Origin of the sequence: Gemmatimonas sp. (assembly GCF_031426495.1) — a bacterium.
Taxonomy (GTDB): Bacteria; Gemmatimonadota; Gemmatimonadetes; order Gemmatimonadales; family Gemmatimonadaceae; genus Gemmatimonas.
Genome location: NZ_JANPLK010000078.1, coordinates 67,614 through 84,048, shown reverse-complemented (window position 1 = coordinate 84,048; position 16,435 = coordinate 67,614). Strand labels below are relative to the sequence as shown.

At 66.4% G+C, this 16,435-nt stretch carries 15 protein-coding genes; 5 read left to right on the top strand and 10 right to left on the bottom strand.

The features are described from left to right. Window positions 1-8 precede the first annotated feature (8 nt). Window positions 9-962: a carbon-nitrogen hydrolase family protein gene (locus RMP10_RS19800; RefSeq protein ID WP_310571814.1), complete on the bottom strand. Its 954-nt coding sequence runs from the start codon at window positions 960-962 to the stop codon at window positions 9-11. 95 nt (window positions 963-1,057) lie between these two features. Between RMP10_RS19800 and RMP10_RS19795 the strand changes: the two genes are divergently transcribed. Then, window positions 1,058-2,125, top strand: a complete 1,068-nt coding sequence (locus tag RMP10_RS19795; RefSeq protein WP_310571813.1) for a hypothetical protein — start codon at window positions 1,058-1,060, stop codon at window positions 2,123-2,125. On the opposite strand, the gene RMP10_RS19790 is transcribed toward RMP10_RS19795, so the two are convergent. The 8 genes from RMP10_RS19790 to RMP10_RS19755 form a co-directional block, all read right to left on the bottom strand. After that, window positions 2,109-3,680, bottom strand: a complete 1,572-nt coding sequence (locus tag RMP10_RS19790; protein ID WP_310571812.1) for a Na+/H+ antiporter — start codon at window positions 3,678-3,680, stop codon at window positions 2,109-2,111. The two genes, RMP10_RS19795 and RMP10_RS19790, sit on opposite strands and share 17 nt — an antisense overlap. A gap of 17 nt (window positions 3,681-3,697) precedes the next feature. Next, on the bottom strand, window positions 3,698-4,873 hold the full coding sequence (locus tag RMP10_RS19785; RefSeq protein ID WP_310571811.1) for a PHB depolymerase family esterase: 1,176 nt from the start codon (window positions 4,871-4,873) through the stop codon (window positions 3,698-3,700). Further along, window positions 4,870-5,787, bottom strand: coding sequence for a cysteine synthase A (cysK, locus tag RMP10_RS19780; protein ID WP_310571810.1), 918 nt, complete (start codon window positions 5,785-5,787; stop codon window positions 4,870-4,872). Before cysK ends, RMP10_RS19785 begins: the two co-directional genes overlap by 4 nt. A 67-nt stretch (window positions 5,788-5,854) precedes the next feature. Continuing rightward, window positions 5,855-6,697 carry a serine O-acetyltransferase gene (locus RMP10_RS19775; protein ID WP_309671898.1) on the bottom strand — a complete coding sequence of 281 codons (843 nt, stop codon included), beginning with the start codon at window positions 6,695-6,697 and terminating at the stop codon, window positions 5,855-5,857. 10 nt (window positions 6,698-6,707) lie between these two features. After that, window positions 6,708-7,244: a class I SAM-dependent methyltransferase gene (locus tag RMP10_RS19770; RefSeq protein WP_310571809.1), complete on the bottom strand. Its 537-nt coding sequence runs from the start codon at window positions 7,242-7,244 to the stop codon at window positions 6,708-6,710. A 56-nt stretch (window positions 7,245-7,300) separates the two neighbouring features. Further along, window positions 7,301-9,406 carry a hypothetical protein gene (locus tag RMP10_RS19765; protein ID WP_310571808.1) on the bottom strand — a complete coding sequence of 702 codons (2,106 nt, stop codon included), beginning with the start codon at window positions 9,404-9,406 and terminating at the stop codon, window positions 7,301-7,303. A 91-nt stretch (window positions 9,407-9,497) separates the two neighbouring features. Beyond that, window positions 9,498-9,998, bottom strand: coding sequence for a hypothetical protein (locus tag RMP10_RS19760; RefSeq protein ID WP_309671901.1), 501 nt, complete (start codon window positions 9,996-9,998; stop codon window positions 9,498-9,500). Beyond that, a complete protein-coding gene (locus RMP10_RS19755; protein ID WP_310571807.1) occupies window positions 9,995-11,551 on the bottom strand; it encodes a S41 family peptidase in 1,557 nt (518 codons plus the stop codon). The genes RMP10_RS19760 and RMP10_RS19755 overlap by 4 nt, the downstream gene beginning before the upstream one ends. A gap of 164 nt (window positions 11,552-11,715) precedes the next feature. Between RMP10_RS19755 and nhaA the strand changes: the two genes are divergently transcribed. Further along, entirely contained in the window at window positions 11,716-12,915 is a 1,200-nt protein-coding gene (gene nhaA / locus RMP10_RS19750) for a Na+/H+ antiporter NhaA (RefSeq protein ID WP_310571806.1), read from the top strand. On the opposite strand, the gene RMP10_RS19745 is transcribed toward nhaA, so the two are convergent. Then, on the bottom strand, window positions 12,873-13,205 hold the full coding sequence (locus tag RMP10_RS19745) for a hypothetical protein (RefSeq protein WP_310571805.1): 333 nt from the start codon (window positions 13,203-13,205) through the stop codon (window positions 12,873-12,875). The genes nhaA and RMP10_RS19745 overlap by 43 nt on opposite strands. A gap of 71 nt (window positions 13,206-13,276) precedes the next feature. Here RMP10_RS19745 and RMP10_RS19740 point away from each other — a divergent pair, with 71 nt between their 5' ends. From RMP10_RS19740 to RMP10_RS19730, 3 genes are all read left to right on the top strand, one after another. Then, the gene (locus RMP10_RS19740) at window positions 13,277-13,657 is read left to right on the top strand and encodes a hypothetical protein (protein ID WP_310571804.1); all 381 of its coding nucleotides are present in this window, start codon (window positions 13,277-13,279) and stop codon (window positions 13,655-13,657) included. Continuing rightward, entirely contained in the window at window positions 13,654-14,793 is a 1,140-nt protein-coding gene (locus RMP10_RS19735) for a glycosyltransferase (RefSeq protein WP_310571803.1), read from the top strand. The genes RMP10_RS19740 and RMP10_RS19735 overlap by 4 nt, the downstream gene beginning before the upstream one ends. Before the next feature lie 242 nt (window positions 14,794-15,035). Further along, window positions 15,036-16,040, top strand: a complete 1,005-nt coding sequence (locus RMP10_RS19730; protein WP_310571802.1) for a hypothetical protein — start codon at window positions 15,036-15,038, stop codon at window positions 16,038-16,040. The last annotated feature ends 395 nt before the right edge of the window (window positions 16,041-16,435 follow it).

Genomic DNA, 16,435 nt, shown 5'->3' with positions numbered 1-16,435 from the left:
GGCCGGCGTCAGTCGCGAAACCGTACCCCACGCTGGCGCTCGCGGTTGACCTCGAGCTGCAGCACATCCGGCCGGCCGTAGTGCCCCATCGCATCGAAGTTCTGCCGTTCTTCGCGCACGCGCCGGTGCGCGATGTCGGCGACGACGATACGCTCCTCATGCGCCACCGGCGCCACGATCCACCGGGCGTCGGGACCGGCGATGCAGGTCCCGCCTTCGCCCATCACCTCGGGGAGCACGCGCTGCAGCAGCTCGAAATGCGGCGTCTGCTCCGGCACCTGATCACGTCGCAGCAGCCCTGACACCGACATCACGTACGAGCGTCCCTCGCGCGCCATGAAGCGCGTGATGTCCTCCGTGTTGCGCACGCTGCCGGGCCAGATGGCGACGTGGAGATCCTCGCCCTGCCCGTACAAGCTCGCCCGCGCCAGCGGCATCCAGTTCTCCCAGCAGTTCAGCGCCCCCAACGTGAACGCGCCCACGCGGCACGTGCGCAGACCGTGCCCATCACCCGGCGCCCAACTGAGCCGCTCTTCGTAGGTCGGCATGAGCTTGCGATGCACATTCACGATCGCACCCTCCGTGTCGATCGTGACCAGACTCGCGTAGACGCTATGTCCGCCTCGATCGAGCGGGCGCTCGATGATGCCCAGCACGACCGTGATCTTTCGGCCACGGACCGCCGCGCATACGTCGCCCAAGTGTCCGGCTTCGATCTGTACGGCCTGATCGAGATAGTGCGCGTGCAAGGTCTTCTGCACGGCCGCATCAAAACGGGCGCCGTCGGTCCACTCGATCCACCACGGGTAGCCTGGGACGAACGCCTCCGGGAAGGCAAGGAGCTGCACCCCATCGTCAGCAGCGGCGTGAATCGTCGAGATCACCTTCGCCAGCGTGCCGTTGCGGTCGAGCCAGACGGGCGCCATCTGTGCGCCGGCGATGCGGAGGGTATCAGCAGTCATCTCCAACGATACTACGCGCCACGCGGCACGCGCCACGCGGCCGGCCATACGGTATCTTCGGATGGTCCCCGCTCGCGAACTCCAACCAGATCGCCGTGACTACTCCGACCGCCGGCACGTTCGACGATACCGACGTGGGCAGCGCGACGCCGACGACCGCGCCAAACGCGGCGACCGCACCGAGCGCGCTACCTGCAGCCAGCGACGACCTCGGCTTCGGCCGCGTGGTGGCGCAGCGTTCGCGCGGTCGCCTGTTCAATCGGGACGGCACGTCCACCGCCACCAAGTACGGGCTTCGCGCGCAACGCACCGAGCGACTCTATCTCGCCGCCCTGCATGCGCCCTGGGTCGTGTTCGTGTTGTGGGTCTTCGGCGCTGTCTTGTTGCTGAATGGACTCTTCGCGCTCGCCTATGCCGCGCTACCGGCCGGGGCGCTCGTAGGGACGGAGGTGCTCGACATCGCCGATCCCTTCCTGCGCGCCTTCGTATTCAGCGTCGGTATTTTCACGACCACCGGCACCGGTGCTATTCACGCCGTGGGGGTCACCGCCAACTGGGTCGTGGTGATCGAGTCGTTGACCGGCCCGCTGGTGCTGGTGCTCGCCGGTGGACTGCTGCTGGCCCGACTCATCCGGCCTCGGGCGCAACTGCGCTTCAGTGAATCCGCCGTGGTGGCGCCGTATGATGGCGGACGCGGACTGATGTTCCGATTCGTGAATGAACTCCCGAGCCAGCTCACCGATGTGCGCGCCGACGTGAGTCTCGCGTTATACGAGATGTTCGATGGAAAGCGTGAACGAAACTTTCATCAGCTGGCGCTGGAACGCAGCGGGGTCGCGGTCTTCCCACTGCATTGGACGGTCGTGCATCCGATCACCGCCGACAGTCCGCTGCACAAATTCACACCGCAGCAACTGCGCGAGGCGGAAGCGGAACTGCTCATCCTGATCACGGCGCACGAGGAGACGTTCTCCACGCACGTGTCCGTACGCGCGTCCTACTACTGGGACGATGTCACCTGGGACGCCAAGTTCGCCGATATCTTCGCGCAGTCGGCTGGCGAATCGATCGCGATCGACGTCGAGCGCCTCGATCGGCTCGACCGGCTTCCCGAAGGCACCACCAGCGTGCCCGCTGCCGCGGAGCTTACGACGAAGGGCTGAGGCGCAGCGTATCGAGGTCGATCTCCGACTCGAGTGTGCGCAGCACTTCGTCGGAGATCGCGCCTTCGTTGCGGAGGCGAAGCAGCATCCGTCGTTCGGCGTCCAGCATGTGCGAGCGTAAACGCGACCGGCTGCCGTGATTGACGTGACGGCCGTGCTTGTGCCGGTGCTGGCGGTCGCGCAGCTCCGTGCGGAGCCACTCCACGTCGGCGGGATCGGCCCACGGCTCGCGGGATGCGTCGTCCAGTGCCTCGGCCGCGCGGCGCAGCGCTTCCTGTCGCGCGATCTGTTCCTCTTCGTGGTGCGCAACTTCCGGCACGAACTTGAACGCGCGAATGATCGGCGCCAGCGACAATCCCTGCACCACCAGCGTGACCAGAATGACGCACATCGTCATGATGATCACCTCGTCGCGATACGGGAATCGTGCACCGTTGTCGAGCGTAAGCGGCAGCGCGAACGCGGTGGCCAGCGACACGATGCCACGCATGCTCGTCCACGACACTAGAAACATCGCCTTCCAATTGCCGGCGGTCGACGTCACCATGCGACCGCGATGCAGCGATTCCCGGCAGATGGTGGTGACCGGCACCCAGATCAGGCGGACCACCATGACCGCGACGCCCAGCAGCACGCCGTACTTCACGGCGCCGTCGAACGCGGCCACGCCGGATCGCTGCATGAGCTCCGCGAACTGCAGGCCCAGGAGAATGAAAATCAGCGCGTTCAGGGTGAACACCAGCAGGTCCCACACCGCGCGTGACTGAATGCGCGAGCGCGGCCCCACTGCGGTCGAAAGATGCCGACGCGCGTAGAGGCCGCCGGCCACGCAGGCCAGCACGGCCGATACGTGCAGCGTTTCGGCCAGCACCCACGCGGCATACGGCGCGGCCAACGTGAGCACGGTCTCCGCCAGTTCATCGCGCGTGCGACGGGCCACCGCAATCGTGAGCCAGCCCACGGCGAGGCCCACCAGTACACCCACACCCGCATCGAGAAAAAAGCGCACCAGCGCTTCACCGAAACTGAACGCGCCGGTCACGGCGGCCGCCACCGCCGTGCGATACAGCACCAGTGCCGACGCATCGTTCACGAGGCTCTCGCCTTCGAGAATCACGATCACGCGACCCGGCACCGGCAAGCGCGACACCACCGCCGTGGCCGCCACGGCATCGGGCGGTGACACGATGGCGCCGAGGGCGACGGCGACCGCCCACGGCATATCGGGAATCAGCATCCGAATGAGCACCGCGACGACGGCCGTGGTGGCGAGCACCAGTCCGATGGCCAAGCCACCGATGGCACGCCGGTTCGCGGTGAACTCGCGGAACGACGTGAAGAACGCGGCGGCCCACAGAATCGGCGGCAGGAACACGAAGAACACCACGTCGGGATCGAGCGTCGGCATCTCCACGCCGGGCACGAATCCGACCGCGAGTCCGGCCAGCACCTGCAACAGCGGCGCGGGAATCGGCAAGCGACGACCGAACGCCGTCAGCGCCACCACCAAGGTGGCAAACGCCAATCCAAACAGAATCGGAGAGAAGTGCGGCACGGTGCTTCGGGGCGCGCCTATCGCGTGTGCGACACAAGCCACGGCACGGCGCGCCGCACCCCGTTCCCCACCATCAGCAGATGGCCTTCGTGGCGGAGCAGCTCATACGTGGCACCCGGCGTCGCCTTGGCGGCCGCTTCCACCCGTGCGGCGGGAATGATGCCGTCGAGTTCCGCACCGACGAAGAGTGATGGCGGTGCATTCGCCACCGTGATGGGGCTGCCACCGGCCAGCAGGGCGACCGCGGCGAACTGCGTCGGGCGCGCTTGCACGAGCCGTGCGGCGGCGCCGGCACCCATCGAGTGGCCGATCAGGTACACCCGCGAACTGTCGATGCGGAACTCGTTGCGCAACAGCACCATCAGCGCGTCGAAGTGTTCCGGCGTCACACCGAACAGATCGGTTTTCGGCGAGACCAGAATCAAGCGTTGCTCGGCCGCAAGCTTCGTGGCGATCCCGCTGCCGTAGGCATCAACGAACATGTTTTCATCGCCACCGGCTCCGTGCAGCACCAGCAGCACGCCCACCGGCTTGCGCACATTTGCCGATGGCGGTGCCACGATACGCATGGGCACCAGCGCGTTGTTCGCGCCGCGATACACGCGCCAGAAATCGCCGACCAGACCGATATACGGATCGCGTCCGCGCTCCAGCACGCTCACCTCGCGCGCCAGATCGCGAGACAACCGTGCGGGGTCATTCAGAAACTCGGCGCTCCTCTCAGGAGACGGTACATCGACCAGCAGCTTGGCCCGCTCCCGCGCGGAAAGCAGCGCCTGCGCCAATGGCCCCGCGCTGTCCACCACCGCGAGCCGCGCCAGATACTCGTCGCGCGCCGCACTGACCGGCGCGCCATTCAGCGAGCGCGGCCCCGTCGGTTTCGTGGGCCCCAGTGTCGGCGCGCCGGTCAGCTGCGCGGCAGCCGCGTCGATGGTGCCGACGGCCGCACCGAATTGTCCGCTGAAGAAACTCAACGCCGCGCGATCGACCGTGCGATTCACCTGAGCGCGCAGGCTGTCGGGCAGCGTCTTCGCGTTCTCCCGCTGCGTATACGCCGCATCGACGCGCATGTACGCGGCCGCGAGATCGGCGCGCGTGATCTTCAACGCCGGCGCCGGCGCCGACGCCTGGGCCCGCACGAGCGCAGGCGCACACCACACAACGGCAGCGACCGCCCTGAAGAGGCGTATCACGCGGGGAACAGCCCGTCGATCGACAGATAGCGTTCGCCGGTGTCGTAGCAGAACGTGAGCACGCGGGCACCGTCGATCATGTCGGGAATCTTTTGGGCCACCGCCGCCAATGAAGCACCACTCGAAATGCCGATCAAGATTCCCTCGTCACGCGCCGACCGCTGCGTGTACTCGAAGGCCTCTTCCTCGGTGACCTGAATTGCGCCGTCCATCGTGTCGCGATGCAGGTTGTCGGGAATGAAGCCCGCGCCGACACCCTGAATGCGATGCGGACCCGGTGCGCCACCGCTGAGCACCGGTGATTTGGCCGGCTCCACCGCGAACGTCTGCATCGCCGGCCAGTGCTGCTTCAGCACCTCGCTACAGCCCGTGAGGTGACCGCCGGTACCGACACCGGTGATCAGATAGTCCACGCCATCGGGAAAGTCGGCGAGAATCTCACGCGCCGTCGTCATGGCATGCGCACGGATGTTCGCTTCGTTGTTGAACTGGTTGGGCATCCACACGTTTGGCGTTTCGGCCGCCAGTTCATTGGCGCGCTCGATCGCGCCTTTCATGCCTTTCTCGCGCGGCGTCAGGTCGAAGGTCGCGCCGTACGCGGCCATCAGCTTGCGACGTTCAATCGACATCGACTCCGGCATCACCAACACCAGCTTGTAGCCTTTCACCGCCGCGACCATCGCTAGGCCGATGCCGGTGTTCCCCGATGTCGGTTCGATGATCACGCTGTCCTTCGTCAGCACACCACGCTGCTCGGCATCCTCGATCATCGCCATAGCGATGCGATCCTTGATGCTGCCGCCCGGATTCGCGCGCTCGAGTTTCATCCAGACTTCCACGCGCGGATCGAACAAGCGATGCAGGCGCACGTGCGGCGTGTGGCCGATGGTGTCGAGAATCGTGGAGACGCGCATGGTCGGTAAGGTCGGAGTGAGTGAGCGGTGCTGCTGCTGCGGGCGGGTACGGAGTGCTCGCGGCGTGCTAGATATGAAACTCGAGTCCGTCGTCGGTCGGGCGCTGCTCCACCCGACTCGAGAACTGCACCACCGACCGCGGTGGTACCGACGACGTCATCCAGACGTTGCCGCCGATGATCGATCCGTCGCCGATTTTGGTGGTCCCACCGAGAATCGTCGCGTTGGCATACACGACGACGTCGTTGCCGAGCGTAGGATGCCGCTTCTGATTCGCCAGCTTCTTGCTGACGGCATGCGCACCGAGCGTCACCCCCTGATACAGTCGCACACGATCGCCGATGATGCTCGTTTCACCGATCACGACGCCAGTGCCGTGATCAATGGCGAAGCTCGCCCCCAGCACCGCGCCCGGATGAATGTCGATGCCGGTTTCCCCATGCGACCATTCGGAAAGCAATCGCGGAAAGACGGGGACGCCCAGCCGATACAGCTCATGCGCCACGCGATGCACCGCCGTGGCGAGAAATCCCGGATACGCGACGATCACTTCTTCCAGACTCTCGGCTGCCGGGTCGCCCGACAGAATCGCCTCGGCATCGAGTTGCAGCGACGCGCGCACATCCGGTAAGCGGTTCAGGAACGTCGCGACCACCTGCTCGACGTCGCTCACGATCGGCGTGATCGCCGCGCGCAGCAGCGCTTCGATATGCGCCGCTTCCTCGTCGACACCAGCCACGCCAAGTCGCGACGGATGCGCGAACTGCGGGAACAGCAGCGCCAACACACGACCGGCGAACTCCTCCGCCAGCGCCCGCAGTGGACGCGGGGCATCGCACGCGCGGCGTTCGGCGCGCAGCTCCTCGAGAAACGTCGACCAGCGCGTCGGCGCGGCAATCCGATCAGTCATGCTGCAGAATCTACAGCCGTTCCAGCGAAGAGACCCGGTATTGCTCGGCCTCCGCCACGTAGCATTGCATGCCGACGGGAACCAGGCCGGCCCGCTGCATCAGCCCGCGATACCACGACGTCGACTTGGGTGGCGGCCAGTCGGTGTCCCCTTCGAAGTGGTCGTCTTTCGTGAAGAGCTCCAGGTAGGCCATCCCGCCGGTGCGCGCTGCCACGTGCGTGATGCCGCTGGTGAGCTGGGCTACCGACAGGTAGTTCAACATCCCGCAGCACACCACCAGATCGTAGTGCTCGCGCAGGTCGAGGGAGCCAAGATCCTCGATGCCACCCCGCTGGAGATTCCGTTGCGCGCCAAACTTGGCCACGGCATATGCGCTCGGGTCAACACCCTGATACGCGATCCGGGGACGAAGCGCCCGCAGCGCCGGATACCAGTTGCCCTCGCCGCAGCCCACATCCAGCACCGTTCGCACGCGCCGCCCCAGTACCCACTCGGCCGTATGCAATACGAACGACACCTGACGGGCCAGCTCGGCCGCCGTCTTCACACGATGCGTGGGGTGCCGGTACCACTTGTCGAAGTATGCCGCGTCGTAGCGTTCGCTCAGAGAATCCCCCAGAAGCCGCGATCGATGTCGATGGCGAAGCGCCACTGTCCGTCGCGAAGGCCGTGAGCCACATCGGCCCGCACCAGGTCGTAGAAGAACAGCATCCCCATGCCCGCCGACGGCCGCAGCGCGGCCATGGTTGGACGATCGGGCGTCCCGCGAGCCGTGGCCAGCAGCTGCACGAACGGTGCAAGCGTCACGTGCGGCGGCGACTTCCCCCACCGCTTCAGTGGAATCGACGGCGCCGGAATGGGCTGCCGGAACTCGACCCGCTGCGACAGCATCGCCCGCGAGGCGAAGACGTGGAAGTCGTATCCCGGCGCCGACCACGGACCGCCAGCGAAGATCAGCCACTGTGGCGGCAAGTCACGCCCGCCGGCCACCCCGGCGAAGCTCTGCAGAAAGAGCGCGCGGTCGCCGCCCAGCGGCTTCGTGATCTGTACCAGCGCCTGCGCGCGGGCCAACACGTTTCCACTTCCCTCGAGGGCGCCGGTACTCATCTGCAACGTCCAGTTCCCGCGGGCGCCTCGCTCGTCGGCCCCCACCCAACCGCCCGTGCCCTGCACCTCGGCGCGCACGCCGGAAATCTCCCGCGCGGCCAGCGTCGGCGCGAACCGCCCCGACACCGATGACGCTTGCACCGACAACGGTCGATCGCGCTCGTACGCCAGTCGCCAGGTAAACGCACTCGTGGGCCGGCGGCGCCACAGCACGCCGATGGCGCGCGTGTCCACCTGCGTGGTGTAATCACTGCCGAATAGCGCCGACCCTAGCGAGTTCGTCACCCCAGCCCGCTCGGCAAACGCCAGATCGCGGTAGTCGCGCTCGGCAAACAGTTGAATCAGCGGCGTGCGTCCGAAGGCCGGCACCGGACCGATCGCCAGCTGGCCCTTCACCTGCTCGTCGCTGAATCCGTAGCGCAACCGGCCACCCACCTGCACTCCGAGACTGCTGCGATGCGACGCGCCGATTCCGATGGCCATCCCCTCGGTGCGTGAGTAGCGCGCGAGATCGCTGATGCCGCGACCCGTCACCGATGCCGTCGTGGGCCGTGACAGCATCGAACTGCGAATCGCCGCCTCCGCCTGCACCCGCGCGCGCACGACCTCTTCACTGCTGGCGATCTGAATCTCCGGCGGCAACGCATCGATGACGCGACCGGCAAACGGATACGCCTTGGCCGAGTCGCGCGGCACCGCACTCCATCGCGGCAAGAGCATCGTGCTCTGCGGCAAGCGTTCATTCACGTCGTAGCCCGAGATCTCCCAGCGACCGCGCACGATGCCGCGCGCCGGAATGTCGAACCACGTGCTGCCGCGCGAGACTTCCACTTCCTGTCGGCGCGGGAGCCAGTACCGCTCGCGTACGAGCCCGTTCTCGAGCGTAACCACCAGCGTCTCGATGCGCTTGTCGATGATCGCCGCGCGGGTGAACGTCATCGACAGCCGCACCACGGCGCCCGTCTCGCGATCGAGATACACCGACCCCACGGCCGCCGGCAGCGCGGCATTCCGGGGGCGGAACTTGATCTCATCGACCACGATCTCGCGACCGGGAATGCGGATGCGCAGGGCACTGCCCATCGCGTACTCGTACTGCCTGGGCGCGACGGCGCCAAGCGGATGTGGCACGTCACGCACATCCTGCCCATCGCCGAGTCGAATGCGATCGGGCAGGTTGTCGAGTACTACGCTGTAGCGATCGCGATAGTAGCCCACATCGGCCGGCAGCAGCGTGGTGTCACGGCGACCCACCAGTCGCTGCGCGCTGCGCCCCGGTTGCCACCAGGCAATCGACAGCTGCAGCTCTTCGCTCTGTACGACTTTGGGCGGAATGATCACGCCTTCGCCCAGCTGCGCCAGAAACGCCAGGAAGCCGTGCGCACTGGCGGTGTAGCTGAGCAGCGTACTGTCGGCGAGCTGCACGCTGCGTCGATCGATGGCACGGCGCACGAGGGAATCCGCCAACGCGTCGCGCCACACCTGATTTCCTTGGGCCGGTGCCGCCGACGGCGTCTGCCCTTGCGCCTGGGCCTCCACCACATGCGTCAGCATCGCGAGTGCGACCAGGGCGGCCGTCAGCGTGGCAAACGCCGGTCGCATGGACCGCGGTCGATTCGATGTCACGTCAGGCTTTCCATAGCGACGGGCAATGTAGCGGGAATGATGCGCGCCTGAACGTCTACCCACCCGCCTATCGCCGGTTCACCGCGAGCAGCAACCACCCGCGGTATCGCGCCACCGGTACGGCGACCGCGCCGTTGGCCTTCGCACGGCGCGGCATGACCACTTGGTAGCTCCATCCGTAGCGCCAGGCGGCATCGGCATTCGACAACGCACCTGGCCGCCGCGGTGCCCGAAAGGCGCGGCGCGCGATGACGCGGGCCGAGAGGGGCGTGATGGTACCCGTTGGGCCGGTCAGCTGGACCACGTCATTCACGGCCAGCGCCGGTGTGCCAAGCCGCACGCCGAAGTGAATGGCATACAAAGTGTCGGCCGAACGCCCCGCGCGCGTGCCCTCAATCCGTGGCAACGGGCTCTCGGCCGCCACCGATGCCGTGGTCGGCATGGTGTCGGCCAGCAGCTGTGTGCCTTGAAAGCGCGACACCAGCCAAGCATCGAGCGAACTCACCGGCTGATTCGCGTTCACCGCCAGCTGCGTGACCAGGCACAGGCACGCACTCCACCCGATCACGGTCGCAGCAGCGGGAGCGACTGCGCCAATCCTTTCCGCGAAATCACCGCCGGCAGCGTGGCGGGCAGCACGCGGGCCACTTCGGTGCCGGGGGCCACCACATCAATGCCGGCGCGTAGTGCCGCGTCCTCACGCACCGCGTAGCGCAACAACGCTTCGCTCTCCCGTTCTACCTCGAGGATCCGCACTAGCGCCAGACGTGTGCTCACGGTGACCCACTCCGCCCGCGCGAGTGGGTCGCGCGCCGATCTGGGCGCCAGCTGCGCCAGCGTCGTCCGCAATCGCGCTTCGAGCAGCGCCATCGGCGTCGTCGACCAACCCTCACGAAGCGCATACATGGCCAGAGAATCCGCGATGCGCATCACCTGCGTGGTGGCCGCCGGTTCCCATGCGTGCGGCACGGCGAATGCGTCGCGCCGAGTGGCATCATCGAGGAGCACGTCGGGGTGTAATCCCCCCTTCGCCAGCGCGCCGTTTCCTGTGCGACGGTCGAGACTGATGCCCTTCGGCGTGAGCCATCGCGCGGTCGTGAGACGCACCGACAGATCCTTCGAGAGCGTTACGACGCGCTGCACGACGCCTTTGCCGTACGTCGGCGTCCCCACCAACAGCGCGCGGTTGTAGTCACGCAACGCGGCCGCCGTGACTTCCGCCGAGCTAGCCGTACTCCCATCGACCAGCACCGTGAGCGGCAGGTTGGGCCAGCGCGAATGACGCGTGCTGTGCGGTTGCGGTGCCGCCCCGCCACGACCCGCCAACGACGCGATTACCACCCCGCGCGGCAGGAAGAGCCCGGCGGACTTCACCCCTTCCTCGAATAATCCACCCATGTTGCCGCGCAGATCGAGCACCAACGACGTGGCGCCGCGCTGCAGCAACGAAGCGACTGCCTCTTCCAATTCATCCGCGGCATGCGACGTAAACGTGGCCAGGCGGACATAGCCTACATTGTCGGCCAGCAGTCCGTGTTCACTGACCGCGGGCATGTGCCACGCGGTCCGACGCACCGTCAGACGCAGCGTGTCGCCGAAGGGCGCGCGCCACAGTGTCAGGACGCTCGAGTCGCCGAACGTGCGGGTGCTGTCGCCCGGCTTCCGCTTCCACGCCTCGCCAACGGCGACGGCATCCACCATCAGAATGCGATCTCCGGCCCGCACGCCCGCCGTGAACGCCGGCGATCCCGGCGCCACGCGCACCACACCGGCGGCATCCGGCTCACGACGCAGCGTGAGGCCCATGCCCTGACCTTCACCCATCATGCTGCCCCGATACCGCTGAAACCCGTCAGGACGCAGGAGCGCCGCATAGGGGTCCCGCAACTCGCGCAGCATCCCGGCCACCGCCCGACGAATCAGCTCATCGCTCCCCAACGAGTCGATCGCATTCGCGCGCACGGAATCGATCGCCGTGGACAACAACTGCGCATCGGCCCACTCATTCATCGTGCGCACGCGATGCGCGCCGTGCCACGACCCCAGCGCAAACGCACCGCCAAGCCCCGCCGCAATCAGCGGAGCCAGCCAGTAACGGCGTATGCGGGTCGAAACGGTCATGATGACCTTGGGTGGGTGGAAACGTCGGCCTCAGGGAGCAGACTGTTTCATACTACACGAGCCATGCCGTGATCCGTCAATCGCAGAGATTTCCGGCAATGGCGCACTTCATGCGCGCCATCGGGTATGGATGAGCACACCACCACCATGAATGTACATTCGACATGACCACACCCGTGCACGCGTCCGACGACGCCGGAATGATCTCCGCCACGACGCCACCCGCCGCACAGGCCCTCAGCGGCGTGCTGCTGCTGGTCTGTGCCCTGCTGGCGCTCGGCTGGGCCAACTCGCCGTGGGCGCCGCACTATCACGCCCTGTGGCATCTGCCGATCGGTTCGACGACGCTACTGCACGCGGTGAACGATGGTCTGATGGCCCTCTTCTTTCTTATGGTCGGTCTCGAGATCACGCACGAAGTGCAGGGCGGCGCCCTGTCCACGATGCGCCAGGCCGCGCTGCCGGTCGTTGGCGCGATCGGCGGCATGGTGGTGCCGGCGCTCGTGTATGTCGCCGTCGCTCGTGACTCCGATGCGATGCGCGGCTGGGGGATCCCGATGGCCACCGACATCGCCTTCGCGCTTGGCATCGTCGCATTGCTGCGAGACCGCGTTCCCACCGGGCTCCGCATCTTTCTCGCCGCGCTCGCCATCGCCGACGACATCGGCGCCGTGCTCGTCATCGCGCTCTTCTACACGCCCTCGGTGAATGCCGTCGCGCTCGGCGCGACCGCCCTGCTCGTTGGCCTGCTGCTGTTCTTGAACACCAAGCGCGTGCACGCGCTGTGGCCATATCTCCTGGGTGGACTCTTGCTCTGGGGTGCCGTCTATGCGTCCGGCATTCACGCCAGCATTGCCGGTGTACTGCTCGCCTGCACGATTCCTGCGCGCCAGCCCGCCGCCGGCGGCGCGCCCAGCGTGCAACATCGCATGGAAGCAGGACTGCACTGGCCAGTCACGTATCTCATCGTGCCGGTCTTTGCTTTCGCCAACGCCGGCGTCACCTTCCCTGGGAATGTCGCAGGCTTCGCTAGTCAGCCGGCCGTGCTGGCCACCGCTCTGGGACTCGTGCTCGGCAAGCCACTCGGAATCACCGGCGCCGCGTGGCTCGCCGTGCGCGCCGGGTGGGCCGCACTGCCTGAGGGCACCGACTGGCCACGCCTGATCGGCGTCGCTGCGCTCGGCGGCATCGGCTTCACCATGTCGCTCTTCATCGCCGCACTGGCCTTCGGCGAAGGCGCCTTGCTCGATGCGGCCAAGGTGGGCGTTCTTGCAGGGTCGCTCATCGCAGGGAGCGGTGGCGCGCTGCTGCTCTTCGCACGTCATACCAAGGCGGCGACGGAGAATGTTCCCGTCGGCGCATGATAGTCACTCGCGACCGCGCGCTGCTCATCGCCACCGATATCGATGGCACGCTGCTCGATCACGACGCGCAGTTGCCCTTTCGCGCCGATACGTGGCGACGTGCGATACACGCACTGGGAGCGCGCGCAGCTGGATGCCGTGTCGCCTTCGCCTCGAGCCGCACGCTCGACGAGCTCATGGTGCTGCAGCGCGCCCTCGGCGTGCAAGGACCCTGCATCGCCGAAGACGGTGCCGTGCTCGCGCGTGCTGCCGACGGCGCGTCGGATCGAGACCCCGCGCTTGCTCCGCATGACGAGCTTCGCGCGTACGGACGGCGTACCATGTGCATCTGGACCCGAGCCCAGCACGCGGCGGCTTACGCATGGCCATTCAGGAGCTGGACGCCGTGCAACGGGCCGATGCGTCACAGCTCGATCGCGAATCGTTGTCAGCACTGGGGCTTCGCACTACCGGCGCGATCCGACGCGCGCTGCACGCGCGACATCACTCGCTGCTGCTCGATCCTTCGCGAATGTCCGGGGACGAAAGGCAGACGATTCGTACCATCGCCGCAGACCGCGGGCTGCAGCTGCGACGTGGCGGACGGTGGCTTACACTCGCTGACCTCGCCTTCGTGATCCGCAACCCCGGACGTGGTCCGCATCCCGCGCTCACTGCCATACCCCGAGCAGTGGTGTCGGACACGGAAGGACCAGGAGGATGGTTGGAAATGCTGAATTGTCTGCAGGAGTTGGTGCAATGAAGCGCGCGGCGGTTTCCGCTTCCCGCCGCGCTCCACTCGGTGTCGATGGGGCACCGCGCTGGACCTTCACCATGCTCACCATCCCGTCCCACGTGGAGTATCTCGCGCGACTGCTGCAATCGTTGGCCGACGTGCCATCGGCCGATCGCATTGACGTAGTCGTAATCTTCAATGCGATCACGGAGGAAGAGCCGCTCACGATCGAACAGCGTATTCGCGCCATGGCGCCCTCGTTGCCGATTCGCGTCTACGTGAACGTGAACGAACCATCGATCGGCAGCGGTCGCCGCATGCAACTGTCGGTGTGCCGTACGCCACTCGTGGCGTTCATCGATGACGATCTCACGGTACACGGTGACATCATCGGCACGATCGAAGCGACGTTGCGCTCCACGCCGCTCGGCATCGTGGGACTGCCGTCGTACGAAGAGGACACCGATACCCGATTCAAGCCGCGGGATTCCACGCCCTCCGTCGATGTGGACGGTGTGCGCTATATGCCCGTGCAGGGCATGTTGGTCGCCGGCTATCGTCGGCTCTTCGCGGAAATCGGTGGATTCAACCCGCGACGGCTCTTCTGGGGCGAATGGACCGAACTCAATCTGCGCATGTGGCGACACGGCTTCCCCACCGGCTACGTGCTCGGCGGCGGATATCTTCGTCACTGGCACAAAGCGCCTGAATCGCCCACGCGTAACATGACCGGCCGTGAGCAGCACGTGCTCTGGGGGCTCATGTGCACCGCGCTCGAGTACGACGCGGTGAGCATCAACGAAGCCACCGACGCCTTTTGGCGCTTGGCGCAAGATCGCTATCTCGCTTACTCCTTCGGCGAGCAGCCCGGCCCCAAGCAACTGCTCGCCAGCGTACTCGAACTGATGCCCAAGCTCTCGCGCGAATGGCCGGCCATGCATGCGTTCGCGGAAGAAGCGCGTCGACATCCATTTCAGTTCAAACCGTTCGAGCCGCTGTCGGCAGATCAGGTCCGCATCGTGCTGGCCCACGCTCAACAAGCCATGCATGCCTACCGGCCGGAGGAGTTCTTCCTCAGCCACGATGTGCAGCAGGCGCCGCGACCCGGCTGGGTGCGACGGATCGGGCGCGCCGTCTTTCGTGCGAGAACGGCGAACGCATAGCAGCACATCGCCGGGCATCGTCCTGTCGCGACTGCGACGACTGTCCGTCTTTGGGGACAGTTACGGCGCGTATTGGCGTGCAGGGCACATCGCATGGACCACGCGCGACGGTGGCGAAGCGATTCCCCCACAAGCAGTTGCGCCGAGCCAAAGGCATCTGGCCCGGCAACCCGTCGGCGCAGCGGCGGCATGGCATCACAGATGCCCTATACCGCAGTGACTATTGCTCTCTGGAGGAGCACATGACGCTGCATCGTTCGACTTCATCTCGTGTCCGCCGCTCTGTCATCACCGTGCCGGTGATCGCCGGGCTCTTCATCGCTGCGACGCAAGCCGGCGCCACGCCGCCCGATCATGCCGATCGCGCACTCTTCACCTGGACGGGTCGCGTCGATCGCGAAGTGTTGATCGTCGTGCGCGGACGTGACGTGAGCACGCGTGGCTTCGATGCGGGTTTGCCGAGCCGCACGCGAGTGAATTCCGCGCTCCCTCGTACCAGCGCCAACGTGGTGGTGCAGCTCAACGACGGACGCGGTGATGTCGACGTCATCGAGCAGCCGTCGGCGCGCAATGGATATCAGGCGGTGCTGCGCGTGCGCGACCCGCGCGCCGGTGCCGACAACTATCGCATCACCGCCTATGTCGATGACCGTGGCTACGACGATCGCGACGGCCGGAATGGTCGCGACGACGTGTACGATCGCCGCGATGATGACCGCGGCGACAAGGGCGACAAGGGCGACAAGGGCGACAAGGGCGACAAGGGCGACAAGGGCAACAACGGCAACGGTGGGGGCTGGGGACGCGGCGGCCGTCGTGATGGCGAACCGTTCCCGGGCAACGGCCGGGGCAACGGCCGAGACAAGAATCCCAACCGCGGCGACCGCGACGACCGCGATGGTGGCTACGACGGTCGCGGCGGCAACAACGGCGGCAGCCAGAACGGTGGCGCCGGCTCGCTGAACTGGAGTGGTCGCGTGGACGACGTCGTGGAGATCCAGATCTCGGGGCGCCGGGTGGACGCCATCACGCGAAGCGGTGTCCGCGTCAGCGACGTGAACTCGAACATCCGCGGCGGCGGCCTGCCGAACCGGAACGTCAACCTCCGCATCGACCAGCGTTCGGGCCGTGGTAGCATCGCCGTGGTGCAGCAGCCCAGTTCCTGGAACGGCTACACGGCGATTATCCGGATCAACGATTCCCGGTCGGGCGCCGCGTACTACGACTTCACCGCCTACTGGGAGTAATTGTCTCCGGTAGCGGCGCCCGTACCGGCGCCATGAAAAGCGGGCGGCTCCCCTCGGGAGTCGCCCGCTTCCGCATACGCAGAATGCGCGGTTGCAAAAGTTGTTGCACGGTTTTGCACGAGGGTTTTTGCACGTCAGCAAGGCGACAGCGAGCTTCCCGCTTGTCCGTAGCGCCCGCCCGCGACTTCTAGCCTTTCGTGTCTCGTCGTTTCAAGCTTTTCGTGCTCGGCTCCGATCGCCCCGCTTGGCGTTTGCCGGCGACTGCCTCTTGCATTCGGAAGGCTCACGCAGAGTCTTCCCGAAGTGGGGGACTGTGGCATCCCACGACGCCCAGATCGCGTCCGCCAGGGCGTGGGCATGCGTGAGGCTCTCGTGCAGCGCTCAGCGCCACAGAG